22 protein-coding genes are annotated in these 23,555 nt (G+C 62.1%); 3 read left to right on the top strand and 19 right to left on the bottom strand.

From position 1 onward, the window contains the following. Positions 1-19: 19 nt before the first annotated feature. The 5 genes from HU806_RS09675 to ppc all read right to left on the bottom strand — a co-directional run bounded on the left by HU806_RS09675 (position 20) and on the right by ppc (position 5,864). Positions 20-880: a DUF72 domain-containing protein gene (locus HU806_RS09675; protein WP_186611166.1), complete on the bottom strand. Its 861-nt coding sequence runs from the start codon at positions 878-880 to the stop codon at positions 20-22. After that, positions 880-1,188: a hypothetical protein gene (locus tag HU806_RS09670; protein ID WP_186611165.1), complete on the bottom strand. Its 309-nt coding sequence runs from the start codon at positions 1,186-1,188 to the stop codon at positions 880-882. Before HU806_RS09670 ends, HU806_RS09675 begins: the two co-directional genes overlap by 1 nt. Before the next feature lie 329 nt (positions 1,189-1,517). Continuing rightward, positions 1,518-2,198: a tRNA (adenosine(37)-N6)-threonylcarbamoyltransferase complex dimerization subunit type 1 TsaB gene (gene tsaB, locus HU806_RS09665; RefSeq protein WP_186611164.1), complete on the bottom strand. Its 681-nt coding sequence runs from the start codon at positions 2,196-2,198 to the stop codon at positions 1,518-1,520. 94 nt (positions 2,199-2,292) lie between these two features. Then, complete coding sequence (adk, locus tag HU806_RS09660; protein ID WP_186611163.1) at positions 2,293-2,943, bottom strand: adenylate kinase; 651 nt, start codon at positions 2,941-2,943, stop codon at positions 2,293-2,295. Positions 2,944-3,233: 290 nt separating this feature from the next. After that, complete coding sequence (ppc, locus tag HU806_RS09655; RefSeq protein WP_186611162.1) at positions 3,234-5,864, bottom strand: phosphoenolpyruvate carboxylase; 2,631 nt, start codon at positions 5,862-5,864, stop codon at positions 3,234-3,236. Between the two features lie 193 nt (positions 5,865-6,057). Between ppc and HU806_RS09650 the strand changes: the two genes are divergently transcribed. The 3 genes from HU806_RS09650 (at position 6,058) to lptF (ending at position 7,940) form a co-directional block, all read left to right on the top strand. Beyond that, on the top strand, positions 6,058-6,402 hold the full coding sequence (locus tag HU806_RS09650) for a pilin assembly protein (protein WP_186611161.1): 345 nt from the start codon (positions 6,058-6,060) through the stop codon (positions 6,400-6,402). A 283-nt stretch (positions 6,403-6,685) separates the two neighbouring features. Continuing rightward, on the top strand, positions 6,686-7,099 hold the full coding sequence (locus tag HU806_RS09645) for a DUF4398 domain-containing protein (protein WP_014336761.1): 414 nt from the start codon (positions 6,686-6,688) through the stop codon (positions 7,097-7,099). A gap of 49 nt (positions 7,100-7,148) precedes the next feature. Continuing rightward, positions 7,149-7,940, top strand: a complete 792-nt coding sequence (lptF, locus tag HU806_RS09640) for a lipotoxin F family OmpA-related lipoprotein LptF (RefSeq protein WP_186611160.1) — start codon at positions 7,149-7,151, stop codon at positions 7,938-7,940. Positions 7,941-8,018: 78 nt separating this feature from the next. On the opposite strand, the gene HU806_RS09635 is transcribed toward lptF, so the two are convergent. From HU806_RS09635 to HU806_RS09570, 14 genes are all read right to left on the bottom strand, one after another. Then, positions 8,019-8,348, bottom strand: coding sequence for a PA3694 family proteiin (locus tag HU806_RS09635; RefSeq protein WP_186611159.1), 330 nt, complete (start codon positions 8,346-8,348; stop codon positions 8,019-8,021). Beyond that, positions 8,345-9,250, bottom strand: coding sequence for an alpha/beta hydrolase (locus tag HU806_RS09630; RefSeq protein WP_186611158.1), 906 nt, complete (start codon positions 9,248-9,250; stop codon positions 8,345-8,347). The genes HU806_RS09635 and HU806_RS09630 overlap by 4 nt, the downstream gene beginning before the upstream one ends. A gap of 62 nt (positions 9,251-9,312) precedes the next feature. Beyond that, positions 9,313-10,590, bottom strand: coding sequence for a flavohemoglobin expression-modulating QEGLA motif protein (locus HU806_RS09625; protein WP_186611157.1), 1,278 nt, complete (start codon positions 10,588-10,590; stop codon positions 9,313-9,315). 36 nt (positions 10,591-10,626) lie between these two features. Continuing rightward, positions 10,627-11,181 carry a hypothetical protein gene (locus tag HU806_RS09620; RefSeq protein ID WP_186611156.1) on the bottom strand — a complete coding sequence of 185 codons (555 nt, stop codon included), beginning with the start codon at positions 11,179-11,181 and terminating at the stop codon, positions 10,627-10,629. A gap of 169 nt (positions 11,182-11,350) precedes the next feature. After that, the gene (locus HU806_RS09615) at positions 11,351-12,067 is read right to left on the bottom strand and encodes a TetR family transcriptional regulator (protein WP_186611155.1); all 717 of its coding nucleotides are present in this window, start codon (positions 12,065-12,067) and stop codon (positions 11,351-11,353) included. 100 nt (positions 12,068-12,167) lie between these two features. After that, positions 12,168-13,670, bottom strand: a complete 1,503-nt coding sequence (gene lysS / locus HU806_RS09610; protein WP_186611154.1) for a lysine--tRNA ligase — start codon at positions 13,668-13,670, stop codon at positions 12,168-12,170. Between the two features lie 108 nt (positions 13,671-13,778). Continuing rightward, a protein-coding gene (gene prfB / locus HU806_RS09605; RefSeq protein ID WP_186611153.1) for a peptide chain release factor 2 occupies positions 13,779-14,874 on the bottom strand; the annotation gives its coding sequence in 2 pieces (ribosomal slippage) (positions 13,779-14,801 and positions 14,803-14,874; 1,095 coding nt in all). Between the two features lie 264 nt (positions 14,875-15,138). Beyond that, positions 15,139-16,140, bottom strand: coding sequence for a diguanylate cyclase domain-containing protein (locus HU806_RS09600; protein ID WP_186611152.1), 1,002 nt, complete (start codon positions 16,138-16,140; stop codon positions 15,139-15,141). Between the two features lie 39 nt (positions 16,141-16,179). Beyond that, complete coding sequence (gene cheB / locus HU806_RS09595) at positions 16,180-17,190, bottom strand: chemotaxis response regulator protein-glutamate methylesterase (RefSeq protein ID WP_186611151.1); 1,011 nt, start codon at positions 17,188-17,190, stop codon at positions 16,180-16,182. Further along, complete coding sequence (locus HU806_RS09590) at positions 17,187-19,451, bottom strand: hybrid sensor histidine kinase/response regulator (protein ID WP_186611150.1); 2,265 nt, start codon at positions 19,449-19,451, stop codon at positions 17,187-17,189. The genes cheB and HU806_RS09590 overlap by 4 nt, the downstream gene beginning before the upstream one ends. Next, positions 19,448-20,119 (bottom strand): chemotaxis protein CheW, encoded by a 672-nt coding sequence (locus HU806_RS09585; RefSeq protein WP_186611149.1) that lies wholly within the window; start codon positions 20,117-20,119, stop codon positions 19,448-19,450. Before HU806_RS09585 ends, HU806_RS09590 begins: the two co-directional genes overlap by 4 nt. Next, a complete protein-coding gene (locus tag HU806_RS09580; RefSeq protein WP_186611148.1) occupies positions 20,116-21,381 on the bottom strand; it encodes a CheR family methyltransferase in 1,266 nt (421 codons plus the stop codon). The genes HU806_RS09585 and HU806_RS09580 overlap by 4 nt, the downstream gene beginning before the upstream one ends. Beyond that, positions 21,378-21,914, bottom strand: a complete 537-nt coding sequence (locus HU806_RS09575) for a chemotaxis protein CheW (RefSeq protein ID WP_186611147.1) — start codon at positions 21,912-21,914, stop codon at positions 21,378-21,380. Before HU806_RS09575 ends, HU806_RS09580 begins: the two co-directional genes overlap by 4 nt. Further along, positions 21,914-23,536, bottom strand: a complete 1,623-nt coding sequence (locus HU806_RS09570) for a methyl-accepting chemotaxis protein (protein WP_186611146.1) — start codon at positions 23,534-23,536, stop codon at positions 21,914-21,916. Before HU806_RS09570 ends, HU806_RS09575 begins: the two co-directional genes overlap by 1 nt. Positions 23,537-23,555: the final 19 nt, after the last annotated feature.

Below are 23,555 nucleotides of genomic sequence, written 5' to 3'. Positions count from 1 at the left end.
AGCTGTGGAAGAGTTCGCCTCAGAGCAATCCCAGTTGCTCAGCGGCGGGTTCTCTATATAGCTCAGGCAGGGCCGGCAAGCCAGGCAAACGATCCATCAAGCGACTGTGAAAATGCATCGCGAGCTTCGCCGCCAGCAAGTTGTCGGCGGTGTGCAGGAACATATACGGCGTGCGCCCCTCTTCGATCCACACGGCGACTTTCTCTACCCATGGCGTCAGGAATGGCTCGTTGGCCTCGACTACAGGATGACCGACGAAACGCACCTGCGGACATTGAGTGAACGCCGCCGGCCGCGTTGGCACCCGTGGTTTCTTATATTGCGCGTGAATCACTTCAGGGGCGCTCGACGCGCAGCTGAAGAGGCCCCGGGGATCGAGGCAGATGCGTTCGACGCCGCGATCGAGCAGCAAGCGATTGAGCTGTCGTTCGGCGTCGCCTTTGGCAAAAAACTCATTGTGACGCACTTCGACGGCCAGCGGCCGTGGGAACGCGTCGATGAAGGCTGCCAACTCCGGCAATCGATTGGGCGCGAACGCCTTGGATAATTGCAGCCAGAATGGCGAAACCCGCTCACCCAACGGGCTCAGCAACTGAACAAAGGTTTCGGTGGCGGTCAGGTGTTCGCGCAGGTCGCCGCCGTGGCTGATGTCACCCGGGATCTTGGCGGTGAAGCGAAAGTGCTCGGGCATGATCTCGGCCCAGCGCTGAACGGTGGTCGCGGCCGGGCTCGCGTAGAAGGTCGTGTTGCCTTCCACGGCGTTGAACACTTGAGAGTAGAGACTAAGGAAATCGGTGCTTTTGGCGTCCTGCGGATAAAGATAATCGCGCCAGGCGTTTTCACTCCATGACGGGCAGCCGAGATAGTAAGGCAACCGCATCAGATGTAGAGGTCGAGCCCCAGCACTTCCATATCCCAGTCGACGAAACCGGCGGTGCTCAGGTAACTGGCCAGCGCGGTGGCGACGCTGCGGCTCATTGCGCGGTGATACAGCATGTCCTGCTGACGGGCGGGAAGATTGCCCAGGCGTTGCGCAGAAGCTTTGGCAGCACGGGCGGCCAGTTGCTCTTCGGACGGAAATTCCAGTTCACCCTCGATATCATCGAAGTTTTCAGGCTCAGCGGCTTTACCCGCACGAGGCCGACGCTTGATGGGGTAGGACTGGGATGAAACGCCGTCTATACGCATAACAGAATGCTCGGTATCAATGATGGCAATTTAGCGGCACATTCGTGTCCGCGCAAATGCGCAAGTGATAACTAGAACACATAAAGCCAAAAAGGTTTAAAAACCGGCAAAAAAAGTGACGACTGGCAATTTTGGGTGTGACTTTTGGATGGGGGAGTAACTTTTTGACCTTGCCAGAGATAAGTCGATGCCCTTGTGGCGAGGGAGCTTGCTCCCGCTGGGGTGCGAAGCAGCCCTCAGCTAAGTGTATGACCCACCACTTTGCGAGCACTACGCACTCGAGCGGGAGCAAGCTCCCTCGCCACAAGGGCTTTCACTTGAAAATGAGATCAGGGCCGCTCGGACTTGGGCGTGGCGACCTTGTCGCGTAGATACACCGGCTGCGCATCGTCAGCCGGGATGGCTTCGCCGCGTTCCCAAGCGAAGCGTGCCACGGTCAGCAGGTCTTCGGCATGAGGCAACATCGAAGCGTCCTGGCCGATGAGGCTGACGCCGATTCGCTCGCCATAGCCCCAGCCAGTCCCGGCGCCGAACCAATCACCGCTGGTATCAGCCGGTAACGCCGCCGCTTCGGGAGGCAACACCGCTTCAGCACCGACCAGGCGCATCTCACCGGAGGTTTCGCGATAGCAGCCCCAATACACCTCGTCCATGCGCGCGTCGATGGCCGCTGCCACCTGACGTGCGCCGTGCTCACGCATGGCCCGCTGGGCCAGCACCGCCAGGTTCGAGACCGGCAAGACTGGGCGTTCCAAGGCAAAAGCCAGGCCCTGCACGACGCCAATGGCGATGCGCACGCCGGTAAACGCCCCTGGGCCACGGCCAAAGGCGATCGCATCCACGGCTTGCAAGGTGATTCCGGCATCGCTGAGCAATTGCTGGATCATCGGCAGCAATTTTTGCGCGTGCAGGCGCGGGATCACCTCGTAATGGCTCGTGACCTTGCCGTCATGCAGCAAGGCAACGGAGCAAGCTTCAGTCGCGGTGTCCAGGGCCAGCAAGGTGCTCATCGATGTGTCCGTAAATCAGGTGGGAAAAAAGTGCGCCAGTATAAACAACTCCGGCCCGCAAGCGGGCCGGAGTTGATGCAGCTGATCAGACTTTTCAGCTCAACGCTGCAAGCACTTTGGCAGTGATTTCTTCAACCGAGCCGACGCCCGGGATGTGGCTGTATTTCGGCTTGCCGCCGTTCTTGGCGGACAGATTCTGGTAGAACTCCACCAGCGGCTTGGTCTGGGAATGGTAGACCGAGAGGCGATGACGCACGGTTTCTTCGGTGTCGTCCTTGCGCTGCACCAGTTCTTCACCGGTCAGGTCGTCCTTGCCTTCAGCTTTCGGAGGATTGTAGACCGTGTGGTAGACGCGCCCAGACGGCTCATGAACGCGTCGGCCGGCAATGCGCTGGACGATTTCTTCGTCTTCGACGGCGATTTCGACGACCGCATCCAGCTCGACACCAGCGCTCACCAGCGCTTCAGCCTGGGGAATGGTCCGTGGGAAGCCATCGAACAGGAAGCCGTTGGCGCAGTCGGCTTGAGCAATGCGGTCCTTGACCAGGGCGATGATCAGGTCATCCGATACCAGGCCGCCGGCATCCATGATGCTCTTGGCCTGAACACCCAGCGGAGTACCAGCCTTGACCGCGGCGCGAAGCATGTCGCCAGTGGAGATTTGCGGGATACCGAATTTTTCGGTGATGAACTTTGCCTGAGTACCTTTACCGGCCCCGGGAGCTCCCAGCAGAATGACGCGCATCGATGTGCTCCTCAATTTTTTTATGTAAAACGCTCGGATTCGCCTCGTGGGGCCAATCTTCGAAAACAGGATCGTGACCGCCCAAACGGCCAAAGGCTGATCAAGATACACAGCAGGCCCGACCCACACAAGCCGCCGAAAGTCGGAGTAACCCGCGCCGCACGCGACCTTCGTAGGGGGTGATGAGAGTCGCAACCGGACAACAAACTGTCGCCTGGTCGACCTCGCTGCCCCTGCTAACAGCTACGCCCGGACATGCCGGGCGCGCTGTTTTTTGACCCTCCGGGAGATTAGCCGGTGTTGCGCAAACCGGCGGCAATCCCTGCCACAGACACCAGCAATGCCTGTTCCACGGGGCTGCCCTGGGCCACGTCCTGTTGCCGCGAACGGGCTAGCAGCTCGGCCTGCAACAGGTGCAACGGGTCGAGGTAGGTATTGCGCAGGCGGATGAATTCCAGCGTGTCTGGGCTATGTGCCAGCAGCTGCGACTGGCCGGTCAGGCCCAGGACCACCGAACAGGCCTGCGACAATAGGTCGCGTAAATGCTCACCCAGTGGCAACAGCGCCGGCTCCACCAAGCGCTCATCGTAGGAAAGCGCGATGTCGGCGTCGGCCTTGGCCAGCACCATTTCCAGCATATCGATGCGAGTCCGGAAGAACGGCCATTGCTCGCGCATCTGCGCGAGGAGTTGGCCCTCGCCCCGCTCCAGCGCCTTGCCCAGGGCCGTTTCCCAGCCGAGCCAGGCCGGCAACATCAGGCGGGTCTGGGTCCAGCCGAAGATCCACGGAATCGCCCGCAGGCTTTCGATACCGCCGGCGCGACGCTTGGCCGGACGGCTACCCAACGGCAGGCGGCCGAGTTCCTGCTCCGGCGTGGACTGACGGAAATACTCGACGAACTGCGGATTCTCCCGCACCACGGCGCGGTAGGCATTGACGCCGTCAGCGGCCAATTCGTCCATCAGGTGCCGCCATTCGGGCGTGGGCGGCGGCGGTGGCAATAGGGTCGCTTCGAGCACCGCGGCGAGGTATAGATTGAGGTTTTGTTCGGCGATGTCCGGCAGGCCAAATTTGAAACGAATCATTTCGCCTTGTTCAGTGGTGCGGAAACGACCGGCCACCGAGCCCGGCGGCTGGGACAGGATCGCCGCATGCGCCGGGCCGCCACCACGGCCGACCGTGCCACCGCGACCATGGAACAGCAGCAGTTCGACTTGCTGCTCGCGGCAGATGTCCACCAGCCGCTCCTGCGCCCGATATTGCGCCCAGGCCGCCGCCGTGGTCCCGGCGTCCTTGGCCGAGTCGGAGTAACCGATCATGACTTCCTGCGGTCCTTGCAGGCGCGAGCGATAGCCCGGCAGCAGCAACAGGCGCTCGATCACTGGCCCGGCGTTGTCCAGGTCGGCGAGGGTTTCAAACAGCGGCACCACCCGCATCGGCCTGAGCACGCCGGCTTCCTTGAGCAGCAGTTGCACCGCCAGTACATCGGAAGCCGCGCCGGCCATGGAGATCACGTAGGAACCCAGGGACGCCGCTGGCGCCGCCGCGACTTCCCGACACGTCGCCAGGACTTCGGCAGTGTCGGCCGATGGCTTGAAGTGCGGCGGCAACAAGGGACGACGGTTATTCAGCTCATCGAGCAGGAAGCCGATGCGCTGTTCCTCGTTCCATTCCTCGTAGCGTCCCAGTCCCAGGTAATCGGTGATTTCGGTCATGGCCGCCGTATGGCGCGTCGAGTCCTGGCGCACATCGAGGCGCACCAGGAACAGCCCGAAGGTCACCGCCCGACGCAGGCAATCGAGCAGTGGTCCGTCGGCGATCACGCCCATGCCGCAGTCGTGCAGCGACTGATAGCACAGCTCCAGCGGATCGAGCAGTTCACGATTGTTCTGCAATACCTCGGCGGTGGCCGGCGTCGTGGCTTTTAAAGAGGCCTGGGCCCAATTGCGCGTGGCCCGCAGGCGTTCGCGCAATTGCTTGAGCACCGCGCGATAGGGTTCGGCGCTGTCGCCGGCCTGGGCACGCAAGGCCTCGCTGGCGTTCTGCATGGACAAGTCGGCGGCCAGTTGATCAACATCGCGCAAATACAGGTCCGCCGCCATCCAACGCGCCAGCAACAACACTTCGCGAGTGACCGCCGCAGTGACGTTCGGGTTGCCATCCCGGTCGCCGCCCATCCACGAGGCAAAGCGGATCGGCGCGGCTTCCAGCGGCAGGCGCAGCCCGGTGGCGGCATGCAAGGCCTGGTCAGCCTTGCGCAGGTAATTGGGGATGGCATGCCACAGCGAATGCTCGATCACCGCGAAGCCCCACTTGGCCTCGTCCACCGGCGTGGGTCGGGTCCGGCGGATTTCTTCGGTGTGCCAGGCCTCAGCGATCAACCGCTGCAAGCGCGTATGGATCTGCGCACGCTCGGCGCTGGTGAGGTCGCGGTGGTCCTGGGCTGCCAGCTGCGCAGCGATGGCGTCGTACTTCTGGATCAGCGTGCGTCGGGCCACTTCCGTCGGGTGGGCGGTGAGCACCAGTTCAATGTCCAGCCGCGCCAACTGCCGGGCCAGGGATTCGGCGCCATGGCCTTCGCCTCGCAGGCGCGCCAGCAATTCGGGCAGCACCCTTGCTTCGAACGGAGCCGGCTTCGATTCTTCGCGCCGATGGATCAGTTGGTACTGCTCGGCGATGTTGGCCAGGTTGAGAAATTGGTTGAACGCACGCGCCACCGGCAGCAGCTCATCCTCGCTCAATTGGTTGAGACTGGCGCTCAGCTCGGCGTCCATGGAGCCGCGACGGTCAGCCTTCGCGCCCTTGCGGATCTGCTCGATCTTGTCGAGAAAGGTGTCCCCGTACTGCTCGCGAATGGTGTTGCCCAGCAGTTCGCCAAGCAGGTGGACATCCTCGCGCAAGCGGGCATCGATATCGGTCATCGGCAGTTCTCCAGCAAAAAGGTCCGGACAGCTTTGTAGAAGACAGCTCCTGGGAAGAGAGTGCCGATGCCAGTCGTTTATGACAAGCGACGAAGGGACTTTAAACCTTGTCGGACAAAGCTAGTCTCATGAATAAGCCACACAACGGCTTGTCACTATCGCGCCTGCCACGAGCAGGCCCACTGAGGCCATCATGAAAATCCGTGAGCTCGCCCAGCATTGGGAAGAAAACGCCAAGGGTCACCTGACCCAGACCGGCTACTCGATTCATTTGGATGTGGAGGCGGCCGCGCGACTGGCGGCAATCTGCGACATGTACCCCAAGCGCCAGCCTGAGGAGCTGCTCGGCGAATTGATCGGCGCAGCGCTGGAGGAGCTCGAAGCGAGCTTTCCCTACATCAAGGGTTCGCATGTCGTCGCCACCGACGAGGAAGGCGATCCGCTGTATGAAGATGTCGGTCCAACCCCACGTTTTCTCGCGCTGTCGCGTCGTCACTTGCAGCAACTTTCTTCGCAGAACGACAAGTCCAGGCACTGATCCCCCCTCCATTTTTGCGCGATTCCCGGCACTGCACTTGATCTCAAGGTGCCGGGAATACCGCCGCACGCCTTGAAAGTTCAGCTTTTTAGCGCCTGACCGATCAGTCAACATTTCTTTTGGCGATTGGCCATCCTTGCCTGAACTTTTGAAAAACGCCTCGGGTCACACCGAGTAACCATGCTGGAACGGCCGTTTAAATAAACGCCCCTGGCGCCAGCGCCAAAACAGACGTCACGGCTTCGGTCCCAGCATGGATAAGTGTTTTTTCAGGAGTTTTCCAATGGAGTTGAAGCCTATGAATACCTGCACTGCCAAACCCTCATCCACTGGCCTGCGCGGCCTGAAGTTGGCTGCCCTGGCTATCGGTAGCAGCTTCATCCTGGCCGGTTGTGCCGGCAATCCACCTTCTGAGCAGTACGCAGTCACGCAATCAGCGGTCAACAGCGCCGTCAGCGCCGGTGGCACCGAGTTCGCTGCAGTGGAAATGAAATCGGCCCAGGACAAGCTCAAGCAGGCCGAGATCGCCATGCACGACGAGAATTACGAAGAGGCCAAGCGTCTGGCCGAACAGGCCGAGTGGGACGCCCGCGTCGCCGAGCGCAAGGCCCAGGCCGCCAAGGCCGAACAAGCACTCAAGGATTCCCAGAAAGGGGTTCAGGAACTGCGTCAGGAAGGCATGAACAAGGTCCAGTAAACCTGTTCACGCCACGACGTACTTCTCAACGATAAAAGGACGACAGACTATGACGCACAAACATTTCATGATGCCCGCCCTGCTCGCTGCCTGCGTAGCCCTGGCCGCTTGCTCCCACGACCCGAACGCGAACCTGGAACAGGCCCGCACCAACTACAACGGCCTGCAGGCCGATCCAGCCGCCACTAAAGTCGCCGCCCTGGAAACCAAGGACGCCGCCGATTTCCTGGCCAAGGCCGACAAGGCCTACCTGGACAAGGAAGACGAAGCCAAGGTTGACCAACTGGCCTACCTGACCAACCAGCGTGTCGAGGTGGCCAAACAGACCATCGCCCTGCGCAACGCCGAAGCCGAGCTGAAAAACGCCGGTGACGAACGCGCCCGCGCGCTGCTCGAAGCCCGTAACGCACAGATCAAGCAGCTGCAGGACAGCCTCAACGCCAAGCAGACCGAGCGCGGTACGCTGGTGACCTTCGGCGACGTGCTGTTTGCCACCAACAAGTCCGACCTGCGTACCAGCGGCATGACCAACGTGAGCAAACTGGCGCAGTTCCTCCAGGAAAACCCGGATCGCAAAGTGATCATCGAAGGGTATACCGACAGCACCGGCTCCGACTCGTACAACCAGTCGCTGTCCGAGCGCCGCGCCAGCTCCGTGCGTACCGCCCTGGTGAAAATGGGCGTCGACCCAGCCCGCATCGTGACCCAGGGTTACGGCAAGGAATTCCCGGTCGCCGACAACACCAGCGTCTCGGGCCGTGCCATGAACCGTCGCGTGGAAGTAACCATCTCCAACGACAACCAGCCAGTCGCCCCACGTTCGACCATGAGCGCGCAATGATCGGCTGACCGCATGATAAAAAGCCCCGCCTGGGTTAGCTCAGGCGGGGCTTTTTATTGGCTCATACCATGGAATCGCTCAAGGCTGCAGTTTCTGCGGCGTTTCCTGGCCCATGCAGCGCACGGCACGCTTCTTCTGGTTGATCAGCACGCCAGTCAGGCCTTTCTGCTCGGTGTCGAACAACACCAGCACGCCATCGATACATTGGGCGACTTGTGGCGCAGGCTCCAGGGCGACTTTGTAATCCTCACCCGGGACGGTCTTGAGCATGGTGAACTGGTCGAGCAGCAACGCATCCTCGGGCTTGGCGAAATGCAGGTAGCCGTAATACCAGAGCACCGCGACGGTGCCGAGGATGCTGCAGATGCCAGTGATGATCAGGGGGATGGCGTTACGTTCTTCGCTCATTGCGGATTCTCAGGTGATTCAACGGATGATTTCGGGTAATTCGCAACCTCGCCCAGGCGGCGCAGGCCGTCGAAGTGCTGGGGATCGTCGAGGTAGCGCAGCATCACGGTTCGCCAGGTCGGGTCGGCGAAGGTTTGTACATGCCCGCCACGCGTCAGTTGCAGGACTCGGGGCGGCGGCGCAGCTTGGTACAAGCGGATGCCATTGGAAAGGGGCACGATGGGATCGTCAAGGCTGTGGTAGATCAGTTTCGGCAGGCCGGTCAGTTGCGCCATCGAGCCGATGGCGCTGTCACCGTCCGGCACCAGCCATGACAACGGCACTTGCAACGCCCAGGTCAGCCATGACGTGCCCAAGGCAAAACGGCCGACATCGCGATAACTGGCGGGCACGCCGTCGAGCACCAGCGCCTTGAGCTGCCGCTGGCGCTGGGGATGTTCGACAAGGTAATGCACCGCCAGCGCGCCGCCCAGGCTCTGGCCAAGCAATACCAGCGGCTTGCCCTGGACGTCGGGCGACTGGTCGAGCCATTGGAACGCCGCGTCGATGTCCTGGTAGATCGCCGGCAGGCTTGGCTCACCTTCGGATACGCCATAGCCACGATAATCGATCATCAAGACTTGATAACCCTGCTCGGGCAACCACCAGCTCCCGCCGAGGTGCCAGGCCAGGTTGCCGCCATTGCCGTGCAGATGCAGCACCGTGCCCTTGACCTCGACGCCCGGCTTGGCCGGCAGCCACCAGCCGCGCAGCTTCAGGCCGTCAGCGGTGGTCAGGGTGACATCGCGGTATTCGAGCTTGGCCCGCTCCGGCGTGAAAGGCAGGCCGCGCTCTGGGTAGAACAGCAGGGAGCTGCAACCGCTCAAGGCCAACAACAGGCAAATGATGCCGAGGGTTCGCATCCGGTGCAGCCTCGCAAGTCAGAAGTTGAACGCAGTCCCCCCGTGGTTGGACTTCGTGATGCTTAAAGGATGTTGGAATAATCCGCTTCGATCCGGTCCAGGCTCAGATGGTTCAAGAAGTTGGAGAAGCACATCCAGGCCGACAGCGCGTTCATGTCGCGAAATTGTTCGGGCAGGTACTTGGGCGGGACGACCAGGCCTTCGTCTACCAGTTGCCGCAACGTGCGCATGTCCTCCAGGGTGGTCTTGCCGCAGAACAGCAGTGGCACTTGCTCCAGCTTGCCTTTGCGCACGGCCAGCTGAATATAGTTGTAAACCATGATGAAGCCCTTGAGGTAGGACAAGTCCTTGGTGAATGGCAGACCGGTCGGCACCGAGCCACGGAAAACCCGACTGGCGTTGCCATAGCTTTCGGCCATTTCAAAACCTTGCTCGCGGAAGAACTCGAACACCTGGAGGAAATCGGCCCCCTCCTCCACCATGTGGATGGCGCGGGTGCGGTTGGTGAGCTTGCGCAGGCGACTTGGGTAAGAGGCGAACGTGATGATTTCCATGAGGATCGCCAAGCCTTCCTGGGTCACCGTCGACGAGGGCGGCCCCTTGGACAGGAAGGTGCAGATCGGCTGGTTCAAACCGTTCAGGGTGGTGCCGACGTGCACCAATCCCTCGTGGACTTCCAGGGCCCGCACGTCGCGCTCATTGAACATCGCGTCGGTGCGGATCTTGATGTAGTCGGCGCCTGCCGCCGCGTCGGCGACAATGCCGTCGGACTCGAACACGCGGATGGTTTCCTCGGCCTCGCCAAACACCCGATTGAGGCGATGCTGCAACAGGCTTACCGCCTCCTTGGCGCTGAGGACTTTCGGTTCGTCCTTGAGGTCGCCACGGCCATCGATGTTATTCAAGTAGTCGGAGAGCATCAGGCCCAGGTCGGCCAGGGTCGGGTCACCGGCATGGAAGGCGTCGGAGGCGGCGCCGTACAGCTCCTGGGAAATCAACCCGAAATCCTCGGTGCCGCGCGCTTCGAGCATGCGCACCACCATGCGGTACTCCTTGCACATGCGCCGCATGATCTGGCCAACCGGGTTGAACTGCCCGAGTTGGCGGGTGATGTCGCGCTCGATGTTCTGGAATTCCAGCTTCACCTTGCTCGAATCGAACGCCAGCGGTCGGTTGAGGTAATAGTCGCGGTCCACGGCGGGCATTTCCTTGCCCTTAGCCTTGAGAAAGCCCTTGCGGATGTTCTCGTCCCACTTCACCGCGTCGAGAATGCGAATCGGCGTTTGCGCCAGCACAATGCGATCGGACAGGTTGCGTATCGTCTGCTGGTAATCGTCCACCCGGAACTCCTGTGAAAAAACGTCCGCTTGTTGCAGTTATTGGGGTTGGGTCAGTCGTTGGTAGCGCACGGCTTCCGAGAACACATCGGAGTTCGCCGGGTCGTCGAGATAGCTGAAGACCTTGTCCATGTCACTGTCCACCAACACGCCGTCGCCTTCCCCGCTCTGGTTCGGCTGACCACTGAGAATCTTCTGTCCGATCGCCTGGTTGATCTGCTCCAGGTCCAGGTTGTAGACCACCAGCTCATGTTTGTCGGTCAGTTCGAAGCCGGCGATCAGGAAATGCCCACCATAGCGCGCCGGCACTTTGGCCGACAGGTACCAGCGGCTGCCGTGACGGGAGACGGTCAGGGGAATGGCTTCGCGCTCCTGGGGCTTGGCCCTGAAATAGCTGATCGCCTGGTAGCGGTGCTTGCCGACTTCCGTCAGCTCCAGGTTCAACGGTTCACCCCAGGCGTTGGTGCTGGTCCACTGGCCGAGCAGGCCCTTGGGCGCGGCTTCGCTGTCGGGCAGCGGCGCCTTGAACGACACCAGGCAACCACTGAGTAACAACAACGACACGGCCAGTACAACGGCACGCCAGGCTTTCATTTGAACTCCCTATGGTACAGGTCGCTTTTATCCCCCTGTGGCGAGGGAGCTTGCTCCCGCTTGACCGGGCTGGCGCTCCAGTGCGCAGCGCTCACAAAAAAGGCGCTGCTGCGCAGCCCAGCGGGAGCAAGCTCCCTCGCCACAGGGGCTGCGGTGGACCCAAAAAGGGTTACACCGACGCCAGTACCAGGTGCATGTAACGAGTCAGGATGCCGAGCATGTCTTCATCGGCTACCGGCTCGGCGCCATTGAGTAAGCCCTGATATTCCATCCGTCCGATAATCGCCGTCAACACTTTGGCATCCTGTTGCGGCTCGCGCGAGCCTAATACTTGGAAAAACTGACACGTGCCGTGCAGCAGAATCTGCTGGTGGGAACGCACCAACTCCGCCAGGCGCGGGTTGAGCAGGGCTTCCTGGCGAAAGGCCTGCTCGGCCATCAGGTACTCGCGACGACTGTCCAACTGGTGCCGCACGTAGTCAGCCGTCATCCGGGCAATATCGTCCGCCAGTTGCGAGCGCGATTGGGCGCTGCCGTCGCCATAGGCGACCATTTCGCGCAACAGGCCTTCATTGTTGGTCCACAGCTTGGCCATGAATGCCGCGCTGCGCTCCACATACTGGGCGAAGGTATCGGTGAGCAGGTCGTCGATGTCCTTGAAATAGTAAGTGGTGGCCGACAGCGGCACGCCCGCTTCAGCAGCCACCGCGCGGTGTCGCACCGCCCGCACGCCATCGCGCACCACGATGCGCATGGCCGCGTCGAGAATCTCCTGGCGGCGCTGTTCACTGCCCTGTCGGCTGGCCTTGCGACCCTGGTACTGAACACTTTCAGCGACAGCAGTGGCGACGCCCGCTGCACCTTCTGGAGCCATTGCACGATTCACGACAGGTCTTTCCTCGCTAGTCAGAAGTAACCATTTGATACGTTTGTACCAGACAGGCAATAAAAAGCCGCCCATCGAGGCGGCTTTTTAATTGAAACACTTACGCTTGGGGCCGCATGTGCGGAAAGAGGATGACATCGCGGATCGACGGTGAGTTGGTCAGCAACATCACCAGGCGATCGATCCCGATGCCTTCGCCAGCCGTCGGCGGCATGCCGTACTCCAGGGCACGCACGAAGTCGGCGTCGTAGTGCATGGCTTCGTCGTCGCCAGCGTCCTTGTCGGCCACCTGGGCCATGAAGCGCTCGGCCTGGTCTTCCGCGTCGTTGAGCTCGGAGTAGGCGTTGGCGATTTCACGGCCACCGATGAACAGCTCGAAACGGTCGGTCACGCTTGGATTCTCGTCGTTGCGACGGGCCAGCGGCGAGACTTCGAACGGGTATTGGGTAATGAAATGCGGCTGCTCCAGCTTGTGCTCGACCAGCTCTTCGAAAATCATCACCTGCAACTTGCCCAGGCCTTCGAAGCCAAGGACCTTGGCGCCGGCCTTCTTGGCGATGGCGCGAGCCTTGTCGATGTCCTGCAGGTCGGCCGCGGTGATATCCGGGTTGTACTTGAGAATCGAGTCGAACACCGACAGGCGCACGAACGGTTCGCCGAAGTGGAACACCTTGTCGCCGTAAGGCACGTCGGTGGTGCCCAATACCAACTGCGCCAGCTCGCGGAACAGCTCTTCGGTCAGGTCCATGTTGTCTTCGTAGTCGGCGTAGGCCTGGTAGAACTCGAGCATGGTGAACTCGGGGTTGTGCCGGGTTGAAACGCCTTCATTACGGAAGTTGCGGTTGATCTCGAAGACCTTTTCAAATCCACCGACAACAAGCCGCTTGAGGTACAGCTCGGGCGCAATGCGCAGGAACATTTCCATGTCCAGGGCGTTGTGGTGGGTTTCGAACGGCTTGGCCGCCGCGCCACCAGGAATGGTCTGCAGCATCGGCGTCTCGACTTCGAGGAAGTCGCGCTTCATCAGGAAGCTGCGAATGTGGGCAATGACCTGCGAACGCACGCGGAACGTGTGGCGCACGTCTTCGTTGACGATCAGGTCGACGTAACGCTGGCGATAGCGCTGCTCGGTGTCGGTCAGGCCGTGGTGCTTGTCCGGCAATGGGCGCAGGGACTTGGTCAGCAGGCGCACGCTGGTCATTTCGACATACAGGTCGCCCTTGCCGGAACGGGCCAGGGTGCCTTCGGCGGCAATGATGTCGCCCAGGTCCCAAGTCTTGACGGCGGCCAGGGTTTCTTCCGGCAGGGTCTTGCGGTTGACGTAGACCTGGATGCGACCGGTCATGTCCTGGATCACCAGGAACGAACCACGGTCGAGCATGATGCGACCGGCAACCTTGACCGGAATCGCCGCCTCGGCCAGCTCTTCCTTGGTCTTGTCCGCATACTTCTTCTGCAGGGCGTCGCAGTACGAATCGCGGCGGAAGTCGTTAGGGAAGGCCTGGCCCTTGGCGCGCTCGGCAGCAAGCTTTTCCTTGCGCAGGGCGATCAGGGAGTTTTCTTCCTGTTGCAGGGCTTGCGGGTCGAGTTCTAGGTCGCTCATGTCTTTAAGGTTTCCATCACAGGTTCGTTGCCCCCGGCCCCGGGGCCGGAGTTTGTGGGCAAGCCGCGCTCCCGAGAAAGCGTGCCTGCCCACCGCGTGGGTGTCGCGTTACAGCCCTTGCTTGAGGCTGGCGATCAGGTATTCGTCGATGTCGCCGTCGAGCACTTTGTCACAGTCGCTGCGTTCGATGCTGGTGCGCAGGTCCTTGATCCGCGAGGCGTCGAGCACGTACGAACGGATCTGGTGACCCCAGCCGATGTCCGACTTGGTGTCTTCCAGCGCCTGGGACGCGGCATTGCGCTTCTGCACTTCCTGCTCGTACAAACGGGCCCGCAGCATTTTCATCGCGGTGTCTTTGTTCGCGTGCTGGGAACGTTCGTTCTGGCAACTGACCACGGTGTTGGTCGGAACGTGGGTGATCCGCACCGCCGAGTCAGTGGTGTTGACGTGCTGGCCACCAGCACCGGAGGAGCGGTAGGTGTCGATGCGCAGGTCAGCCGGATTGATCTCGATCTCGATGTTGTCATCGATTTCCGGCGAGACGAATACCGCCGAGAACGAGGTGTGGCGACGGTTGCCGGAGTCGAATGGGCTCTTGCGCACCAGGCGGTGCACGCCGATCTCGGTACGCAGCCAGCCAAAGGCATATTCGCCCTTGATGTGTACGGTGGCGCCCTTGATCCCGGCGACTTCACCGGCCGACAGTTCCATGATGGTGGCGTCGAAACCGCGTTTGTCAGCCCAGCGCAGGTACATGCGCAGCAGGATGTTGGCCCAGTCCTGGGCTTCGGTACCGCCGGAACCGGCCTGGATGTCCAGGTAGGCGTTGTTCATGTCCATCTCGCCGCTGAACATGCGACGGAATTCCAGCTTGGCCAGGGCCTCTTCGAGACGTGTCAGTTCGGCGACGACATCGCCGACCGCACCTTCGTCATTTTCTTCGACGGCCATGTCCAGCAGGTCGCGGCAATCGGCCAGGCCACTGGACATTTCGTCCAGGGTCTCGACGATCTGCGCCAGCGCAGAGCGCTCGCGGCCCAGCTCCTGGGCGTAGGAAGGGTTGTTCCAGACATTCGGATCTTCAAGCTCGCGATTGACTTCGGTCAGGCGCTCATGCTTTTGATCGTAGTCAAAGATACCCCCGAATAGTTTCGGAGCGCTCGGACAGGTCCTTGATGGTGTTCAGGATCGGGTTGATTTCCATGGCGGGCAGCACTCGTTGGCGAACTTTTGAAAGCCGGCGAGTATAACGTAATCAAGCGCCAGCGGCAGCCCGCCTGGCGGCTTTAGGGGGAATGAGATTCAGCGCACGGCCCCTGTGGCGAGGGAGCTTGCTCCCGCTGGGTTGTGAAGTGCGCCCCAAAACGGCTCCCTCACTCAACCTGACACACCGAGCCAACTTATTTCAGGGGCGCTGCGCGCCCAGCGGGAGCAAGCTCCCTCGCCACGAAAGCCATCCCGCAGAGGCTTATTCAACCCCCACCCGATTACGCCCATTGTGCTTGGCCAGGTACAGCCCCTTGTCCGCCGCCGAAATCAGTTGCCGGCAATCGCCGCCCTGCTGTGGGGTGAAGGTCGAGACGCCAATGCTGATGGTCAGGTTCTCGCCGCCGTCAGGCGTGGCATGAGGGATGTTCAGGGCGACCACGCTTTGGCGCAGTTTCTCGGCCATCAACCGGGCGCCGCCAGGCGCGGTGCCCGGCAAAACCAGGGCGAATTCCTCGCCGCCGTAACGGGCCGGCAGATCCGAAGGTCGGCTACAGGAATCGCGGATCGCCGTGGCGACCTTGCGCAGGGCTTCATCGCCCTCCAGGTGGCCGAAATTGTCGTTGTAGGACTTGAAATAGTCCACGTCGATCATCAACAGGGACAGCTGGGTCTGGTCCCGCAGCGCCCTCCTCCACTCCAGCTCCAGGTATTCATCGAAGTGCCGGCGGTTGGACAGCCCCGTGAGGCCATCGGAGTTCATCAGCCGTTGCAAAACCAGGTTGGTGTCGAGCAACTGCTGCTGGCTGACCCGCAAGGCGCGATAAGCTGCGTCGCGCTGCAGCAGCATCATGTAGGAACGCGAGTGATAACGGATGCGCGCCACCAGCTCGATGTTATCCGGCAACTTGACCAGGTAATCATTGGCCCCGGCGGCAAACGCCGCGCTCTTGACCAGCGGGTCCTCCTTGGTGGACAGGACAATGATCGGAATGTCTCGGGTCGCCGGGTGGTTGCGGTATTCACGCACCAGGCTCAAGCCGTCGAGGCCTGGCATAACCAGGTCCTGGAGAATCACCGTCGGCTTGATGCGAACGGCGTGGGCAATGGCTTGGTGAGGGTCGGAACAGAAGTGGAAATCAATGTTCTGTTCATTCGACAACCCGCGCCGCACCGCCTCGCCGATCATCGCCTGGTCGTCGACAAGCAAGACCATCGCGGCGTTCTCGTCGCGCTTGAAATCGTCGAGCTGTAAATCATTCATGAAGGCTCACCTGAATACTGCCTGGGGTGCGGGGGTTGGTCATTGGGTGAAAATCTCCGCCAAGCGTGGCGCTATTTTATCCAGCGCGAGAATTTGCGCCGCCGCGTCGATAGCCGCCGCCGCCTTCGGCATGCCATACACCGCGCTGCTCTGCTGGTCCTGGGCGATGGTCACGCAGCCCTGCTGGCGCATGAGTTTAAGCCCCTGCGCACCGTCGCGGCCCATGCCGGTGAGCAATACCCCCACCGCATCGCCGTTCCAGTAATGGGCGACACTTTCGAAAAACACATCGATGGAGGGCCGATAGATCTCATTGACCGGCTCGGCGGTGTAGGCAAGCGTACCGTTTTTCAACAGGCGCAGATGGTGGTTGGTCCCTGCCAGCAACACCGTGCCACCTTGCGGCGTCTCGCCATGCCGGGCCAGCCGGACATCCAGGCCCGACACACCGCTGAGCCACTCGGCCATGCCAGCGGCGAACACTTCGTCCACGTGCTGGACCAGCACAATGGCCGGGGCGAAGTCACGCGGCAGCCCCTTGAGCAACACTTCCAACGCAGCCGGGCCGCCCGCCGACGAGCCGATCGCCACCAGGCTGTTGCGTGACAACGGCGCACGCGGTGCGGTCGGGGTGGCGCGCTCAGCGTTCCCGCGCTCGCCGATCAGCCAGCCGATGTTGGCGATCTTGCGCAACAACGGTGCCGCAGCGTCTTGCGGCCTGCCAACGCCCAGGGCCGGCGTATCGACCACGTCGAGGGCGCCATGGCCCATGGCCTCGAATACCCGATGGACGTTCTGCTGGCTGTCACCGGTCACGACCACGATGGCGCACGGGGTGTCGGCCATGATCCGCCGCGTCGCCTCCACACCATCCATGATCGGCATGAACAGGTCCATCAGGATCAGGTCAGGGGTGTATTCGGCGCACCGCTGCACAGCGTCAGCGCCATTGACGGCCACCCAGACCAACTGATGCGCAGGCTCTAACGCCAGCGCGCGGCGCAAGGCCTCGACCGCCAGGGGCATGTCATTGACGATGGCGATCTTCAAACCCGTGCTCCTCCGATCAATTCGACCACGGCATCAAGCAAGGCGTCGTCGTGGAAACTCGCCTTGGCTAGATAATAGTCGGCCCCGGCGTCCAGGCCACGGCGACGATCTTCTTCGCGATCCTTGTAGGAAACCACCATCACCGGCAGCGATTGTAAGCGGCTATCGCGCCGCAGCAACGAAACCAACTCGATACCGTCCATGCGGGGCATGTCGATGTCGGTGATGAGCAGGTCGAAATCTTCCGCGCGCAACGCATTCCAGCCGTCCATGCCGTCGACGGCCACGGCCACGTCGTAGCCGCGATTGAGCAACAGCTTGCGCTCCAGCTCACGCACGGTCAGCGAGTCATCAACGACCAGGATCCGCTTGCGCGGCGACTGGGCCTCGTTCCGCCGGGCAATGCGCTCCAGTCGGCCGGCATCGAGCAACTTCTCCACCGAGCGCAAGAGATCTTCGACATCGACAATCAACACCACCGAGCCGTCGTCCAGCAAAGCGCCGGCGGAAATGTCCTGGACCTTGCCCAGGCGCTCATCCAGGGGCAGGACCACCAGGGTCCGTTCACCGATGAACCGTTCCACCGCCACGCCATAAATCACCTCCCGCTCACGGATCACCACGACCTTGAGGGTCTGGTCGCTGTTCGGCGTCGCCGGGCGATTGAGCAGTTGAGTGGCGGCAACCAAGCCGACATGGCGACCTTCGTGCCAGAAGTGCTGGCGGCCTTCGACCTGGACGATGTCCTCGGGCGCCAGGTCGCACATACGTTCGATACGGGCCAAGGGAAACGCGTAGGCTTCACCGCCCACTTCCACCACCAGGCTGCGCACCACCGAAAGCGTCAGCGGTACTTCGAGATGGAAACGACTGCCCCGCCCGGCCGTCTGCTCCAGCACCACCGCGCCGCGCAACTGCCGGACCATATGCTGGACCGCATCCAGGCCGACACCGCGCCCGGACACTTCGGTCACTTTGTCCCGCAGGCTGAAGCCGGGCAGGAACAAAAACGCCAGCAGCTCTTCTTCACTCAGGCTGGCGGCGGTGTGCTCGGGGGACAGGCCGCGCGCCACGACACTGCGGCGTACCCGCTCCAGGTCCACGCCGGCACCGTCGTCCACCAGTTCCAATACCAGCAGGCCGGCCTGGTGCGAGGCACGCAGGCGGATCAGGCCTTCGGCGGGTTTGCCGGCCAACACTCGTTGCTCCGGCGTCTCGATGCCATGGTCCACGGCGTTGCGCAGCAAGTGCGTCAGCGGCGCTTCGAGTTTTTCCAATACGTCGCGATCGACCTGGGTTTTCTCCCCTTCAATTTCCAGGCGCACCTGTTTGCCCAGGCTGCGGCCCAAGTCGCGAACCATGCGCGCCTGCCCCGAAAGCACATCGGCAAACGGGCGCATGCGACAGGCCAGCGCCGTGTCGTACAGCACTTGCGCCCGCTGGCTGGCCTGCCAGGCGAACTCGTCCAGTTCAGCTATTTCCTGCGCCAGCAGTTGCTGGGTTTCGGCCAGCAGGCGCCGGGCATCGCCGAGGGCTTCCTGGGCCTGCAAACTCAGGACGTGGTCCTTGAGGTGCACATTCAAATCCTCGAGGGCGCGCAGACCATTGCCTTGCTGGCGCTTGAGCCGCTGCATGGTCGCCAGCCAAGGCTTGAGACGCTGGGTTTCAACAAGGGACTTGCTCGATAGGTCCAACAAGCTGTTCAGGCGCCCGGCGGTGACTCGCAAGACCCGCTCGCCCTCTTCGGTGACGCGCTTTTTCCTGGTGGGCGGCCCTACGAGCTCCGTGGGCGCGGGCTCGGCCATTTCGAAAGCAATGGGCTCGGCGGATAGGTCGTCCTTCGGCGACGCAACCGTCGGTGCTGGCGTCGTTGCAGGGTCAAGCAAACGGCCTAACAGTGCGACATAGGCCTCGACGTCTTCGGCGCCGACACTGTTGCCGGGCGTCGCAATGCGGGTCAACAGATCAGTGCCTTGCAGCAACGCATCGATGTGTTCGGCGCGCAACACCAGGCGCCGTTCCTGGGCGCTGACCAGGCAGTCTTCCATCACATGAGCCACGCTGACCCCGGCATCGACCCCGACGATCCGCGCGGCACCCTTGAGGGAATGAGCCGCGCGCATGCACGACTCCAAATGGTCGGCCTGGGTCGGATCACGTTCCAGCGCCAGCAGCCCGGCGCTCAGCACTTGGGTCTGGGCTTCGGCTTCCAGGCTGAACAGCTCGAGCAGCGAGGCGTCGCGCATCTGGTCGGGGGTCATGACAAGCTCCGGGACACGGCGGACAGCAGTTGCTCTTCATCCAGCCAACGCAGGTTGCGGCCTTTGTACTGCAACACACCACGGGTGTATTTGCCGGTCGATTGCGAAGCGTTAGCCAGAATACGTTCATCAATGGCATGGATACCGTCCACCTCATCGACCGGCATCATCACCGGCCCGCCTTGCGCGCCGACGATCAGCATGCGCGGCATGACCCGCCCCCCCGAGGGCGCCGCCGAGCCTGGCTCCAGCCCAAGCAAATCAACCAGCGACAAGCAAGCCACCAAGGCCCCGCGCACATTGGCAACCCCGAGCAAGGCCCGGGAGCGCTGGTGCGGTAATGAATGGATCGGCTGCAACGGCGCCACTTCCACCAGGCTGCGGGTGGTCAGGCCCAGCCACTCTTCGCCCAGGCGGAACATCAGCAGCGAGCGCGTGACGACATCGGCGTCCACCGGGGCATAGGCCAAGTCACGGTCGTCCTGGCGCAGGGCGTAACGGTCGAGCAAACGGGTGGCGGCCGCCGAATACGCTGAGCAATTGCGACAGTGAATATGCTCAGCCAGCAGCGGGCAAGACTTGTCGCCATGAACGCCGATGCGGTTCCAGCAGTCATCGATGGCCTGGGTATCGTCATGGGTCACGTTATAGAAAGCCGAACCGCTCATGATCTACGCTCACTGTCAGCCGCGCGCCCACTGCGGGCCGCACGTTCCTGCAATCGACGGGCACCGGCCGCGTCCCCCTGGGAAGCCAGCAGCGCCGCCAAGTGCACCAACGCCTCGGCGTGTTGCGGCTCAAGATACAGGGCCTTGCGATAAAAACCCTGGGCCTCGAGTGCACTGCCGGCCATGTCGCTGAGCAGTCCCAACCAATAGAAGACCTGGGCGTTTGGCGCATGGCTGCGCACGTACTGTTCGCAGGCGGCGCGGGCCTCGGCGCTTTTGCCGCCGTTGGCCAGGGCGGTAATACTGGCCAACAAGGTCGCGGCGTCGCTGCTTTTCGGTGCGGCAATTGGCGTGACACCACCGGCAAACGGTCGGGGCCGAATCACCGGCGGAGCGACTCGCGGTGGCGGCTGGCGAATCGGCAGCGGCGTCGGCATCAGGGCCGGCAGCGGTTGCGGCTCCGGCGCGCCCTGGCGGCTGAAGGCGAACGACTGGGCGATACCGATCGAGCGCATGCCCAGGCGCCCCAACAGACTGCCCTCGGCGGGTCCGATGAACAGCACGCCGTCCTCATGGGTCAGGCGCTTGAGAACCGCGAACACTTGCTGCTGGGTCGGCTGGTCGAAATAGATCAGCAGGTTGCGGCAGAACACGAAATCGTAGGGAACCTCGTTTACCAGCAGGGCCGGGTCCAACAAGTTGCCCACTTGCAGGCGCACCTGCTCGCGTACGCGCTCATCGAGACGATAGCCGTCATCCTCGGCGTTGAAATATCGTTCGCGAAAACCCAGGTCGGCACCACGAAAGGAGTTCCTGCCGTAACGCGCATGCCTGGCCTTTTCCACCGACAGCGGGCTGACGTCCATCCCATCGACCTTGAACTGATGCGGCCCAAGGCCTGCGTCGAACAAGGCCATGGCGATCGAATACGGTTCCTCACCGGTGGAGCACGGCAGGCTGAGAATGCGCAGCGCCCGCAGGTGCCTGATCTCGGCGAGACGCTGGGTGGCCAGCCGGGCCAGCGTGGCGAAGGATTCCGGGTAACGGAAGAACCAGGTCTCCGGGACGATTACCGCTTCGATCAGCGCCTGCTGCTCCTGGGCAGAGTGTTGCAGCGATTGCCAGTACTCGTCAGTGGATCGGCCGGGGACGGCAAGGACACGCTGGCGCACCGCCCTTTCGATAATGGCAGTGCCGACGGACGTGACATCGAGCCCGATGCGCTCCTTGAGGAAGTCGAAAAAACGCTGGTCGCTGTTCATCGCCCTCCCTCGCTGCCGTCGAGGTCCAGCGGCGGCGTGGGAAACAGCACTGCGCGAACCGACTCGTCGAGCAAATCATTGACGCGGACCCATTGCAGCATGCCTTGGGCATCTTCACGCACCGGGCCGAGGTAAGGCGCCTGGCGATTGTCCAGGCCATAAGGCACGAAGTCGGCCGGATCACAACGCAACGTATCGGTGGCCTGTTCCAGAATCAAACCCAGCACCTGCGCGGCTTGCTGCGCCTGCGGCCGATAGTGCACAAGTACCAGCCGGGTACTGGTGCGCGCCTGGGCATGCTGGCCGAAGGTCAGGGCACAAAGGTCGATCACCGGCACGACAACGCCGCGCCAGGCAAATACCCCCGCCACCCAGGACGGCGCTCGGGCGATCGGCTTGAGCGATAAGCGCGGCAATACTTCCACCACGTCGGTAGCCTGCAACGCGTAGCGCTCGTTTCCGATGCAAAACACCAGGAACAGCGTTTTCCGGGCCGCCGAAGCGGCGCCAGATCGGGCTTCGAACTCGCCCATCAGACTTTGAAGCGCGAGACGCCGCTGCGCAGCCCCGCGGCCACCTGGCTGAGTTCATCGATGGCGGAACTGGCCTGGCGCAGGGAGTCCACGGTCTGGCTGCTGGCATCGCCCAGTTGCACCAGGGCGTGGTTGATCTGCTCGGCGCCGGTGGCCTGGGCCTGCATCCCCTCATTGACCATCAACACCCGCGGCGCCAACGCCTGGACCTGATGAATGATCTGCGAGAGCTGCTCGCCGATTTGCTGTACCTCGGCCATCCCGCGGCGCACTTCTTCGGAGAACTTGTCCATGCCCATCACGCCCGCCGAAACGGCGGACTGGATCTCGCGAACCATTTGCTCGATGTCGTAGGTGGCAACCGCGGTCTGGTCGGCCAGGCGGCGGACTTCGGTGGCGACCACGGCGAAACCACGTCCGTATTCGCCGGCCTTCTCGGCCTCGATGGCGGCGTTGAGCGACAGCAGGTTGGTCTGGTCGGCGACCTTGACGATGGTGACTACCACCTGATTGATGTTGCCGGCCTTCTCGTTGAGGATCGCCAGCTTGGCGTTTACAAGATCGGCTGCGCCCATCACCGAGTGCATGGTTTCTTCCATGCGCGCCAGGCCCTGCTGGCCTGACCCGGCAGCGACCGAGGCCTGGTCGGCGGCGGTGGAAACTTCGGTCATGGTGCGCACCAGGTCGCGGGACGTGGCGGCGATTTCCCGGGAGGTTGCGCCGATCTCAGTGGTGGTCGCGGCGGTTTCGGTCGCCGTGGCCTGTTGCTGTCGGGAAGTGGCGGCGATCTCGGTCACCGAGGTGGTGACCTGCACCGAGGAACGCTGGGCCTGGGACACCAGCGACGTCAGCTCGGCCATCATGTCGTTGAAACCAGTCTCCACGGCGCCGAATTCGTCTTTGCGCGCCAGATTCAGGCGCCCGCTCAGGTCGCCGCTGCGCATGACATCGAGAATCTCCACGATGCGCGTCATGGGCGCCATGATCGCGCGCATCAGCAACAGGCCGCAAAGCACAGCCACGAGCACCGCAACGACAAATGACAGGCCCATTGCAATCTCGGCGGCCGACACCGCATGACCAATTGTCTGAGCGGCTCGCTCCGCCAGCTCGCGATTGCGCTCGATGATCTGGTTCAAATGCACACGGCCGTCGAGCCATGCCGGCGTCAGCTCTTTTTCCAATGCCAGGCGTGCGCCTTCGTAGTCCTTGCGCTGGTACAGGTCCAGCACCTTTGCCAAGGCCTTGTTGAAGTCCTGGTGATTGACCTCGAATTCGTCGAACGAAGCCTGGTCGGCCGGCTCCTGGATCAACTTCTGATAGTTCTGGATTTCTTCGCGAAGATGCTGCTCGTACCCCTGATAGAGCACCTTGTCCTCAGCGGTGATTTCGCGCTGGCCGGAAAGGCCGACGATCTGCTGGGTCTTGACGTAACTGTCGACCCAGCCGCCTCGGATCATGGAACTGAAATAAACCCCTGGGACGGCGTCGGTACGCACTTTCTGTTCGCTGGCCTCGATCTTCAACAACCGCGAATACGTGACCACTACCATCAGCAGCATGATGGCGATGATCACCGCAAAACTCGCCAGGATGCGTTGGCGCAACGTCCAGTTCTTCACAGTAAAACCTCGGGGCACT

Origin of the sequence: Pseudomonas sp. SWRI154, assembly GCF_014268645.1 — a bacterium.
GTDB lineage: Bacteria > Pseudomonadota > Gammaproteobacteria > Pseudomonadales > Pseudomonadaceae > Aquipseudomonas > Aquipseudomonas marvdashtae.
The sequence above is the reverse complement of the archived record's forward strand: the minus strand, read 5'-3'. Positions and strand labels throughout refer to the sequence as shown.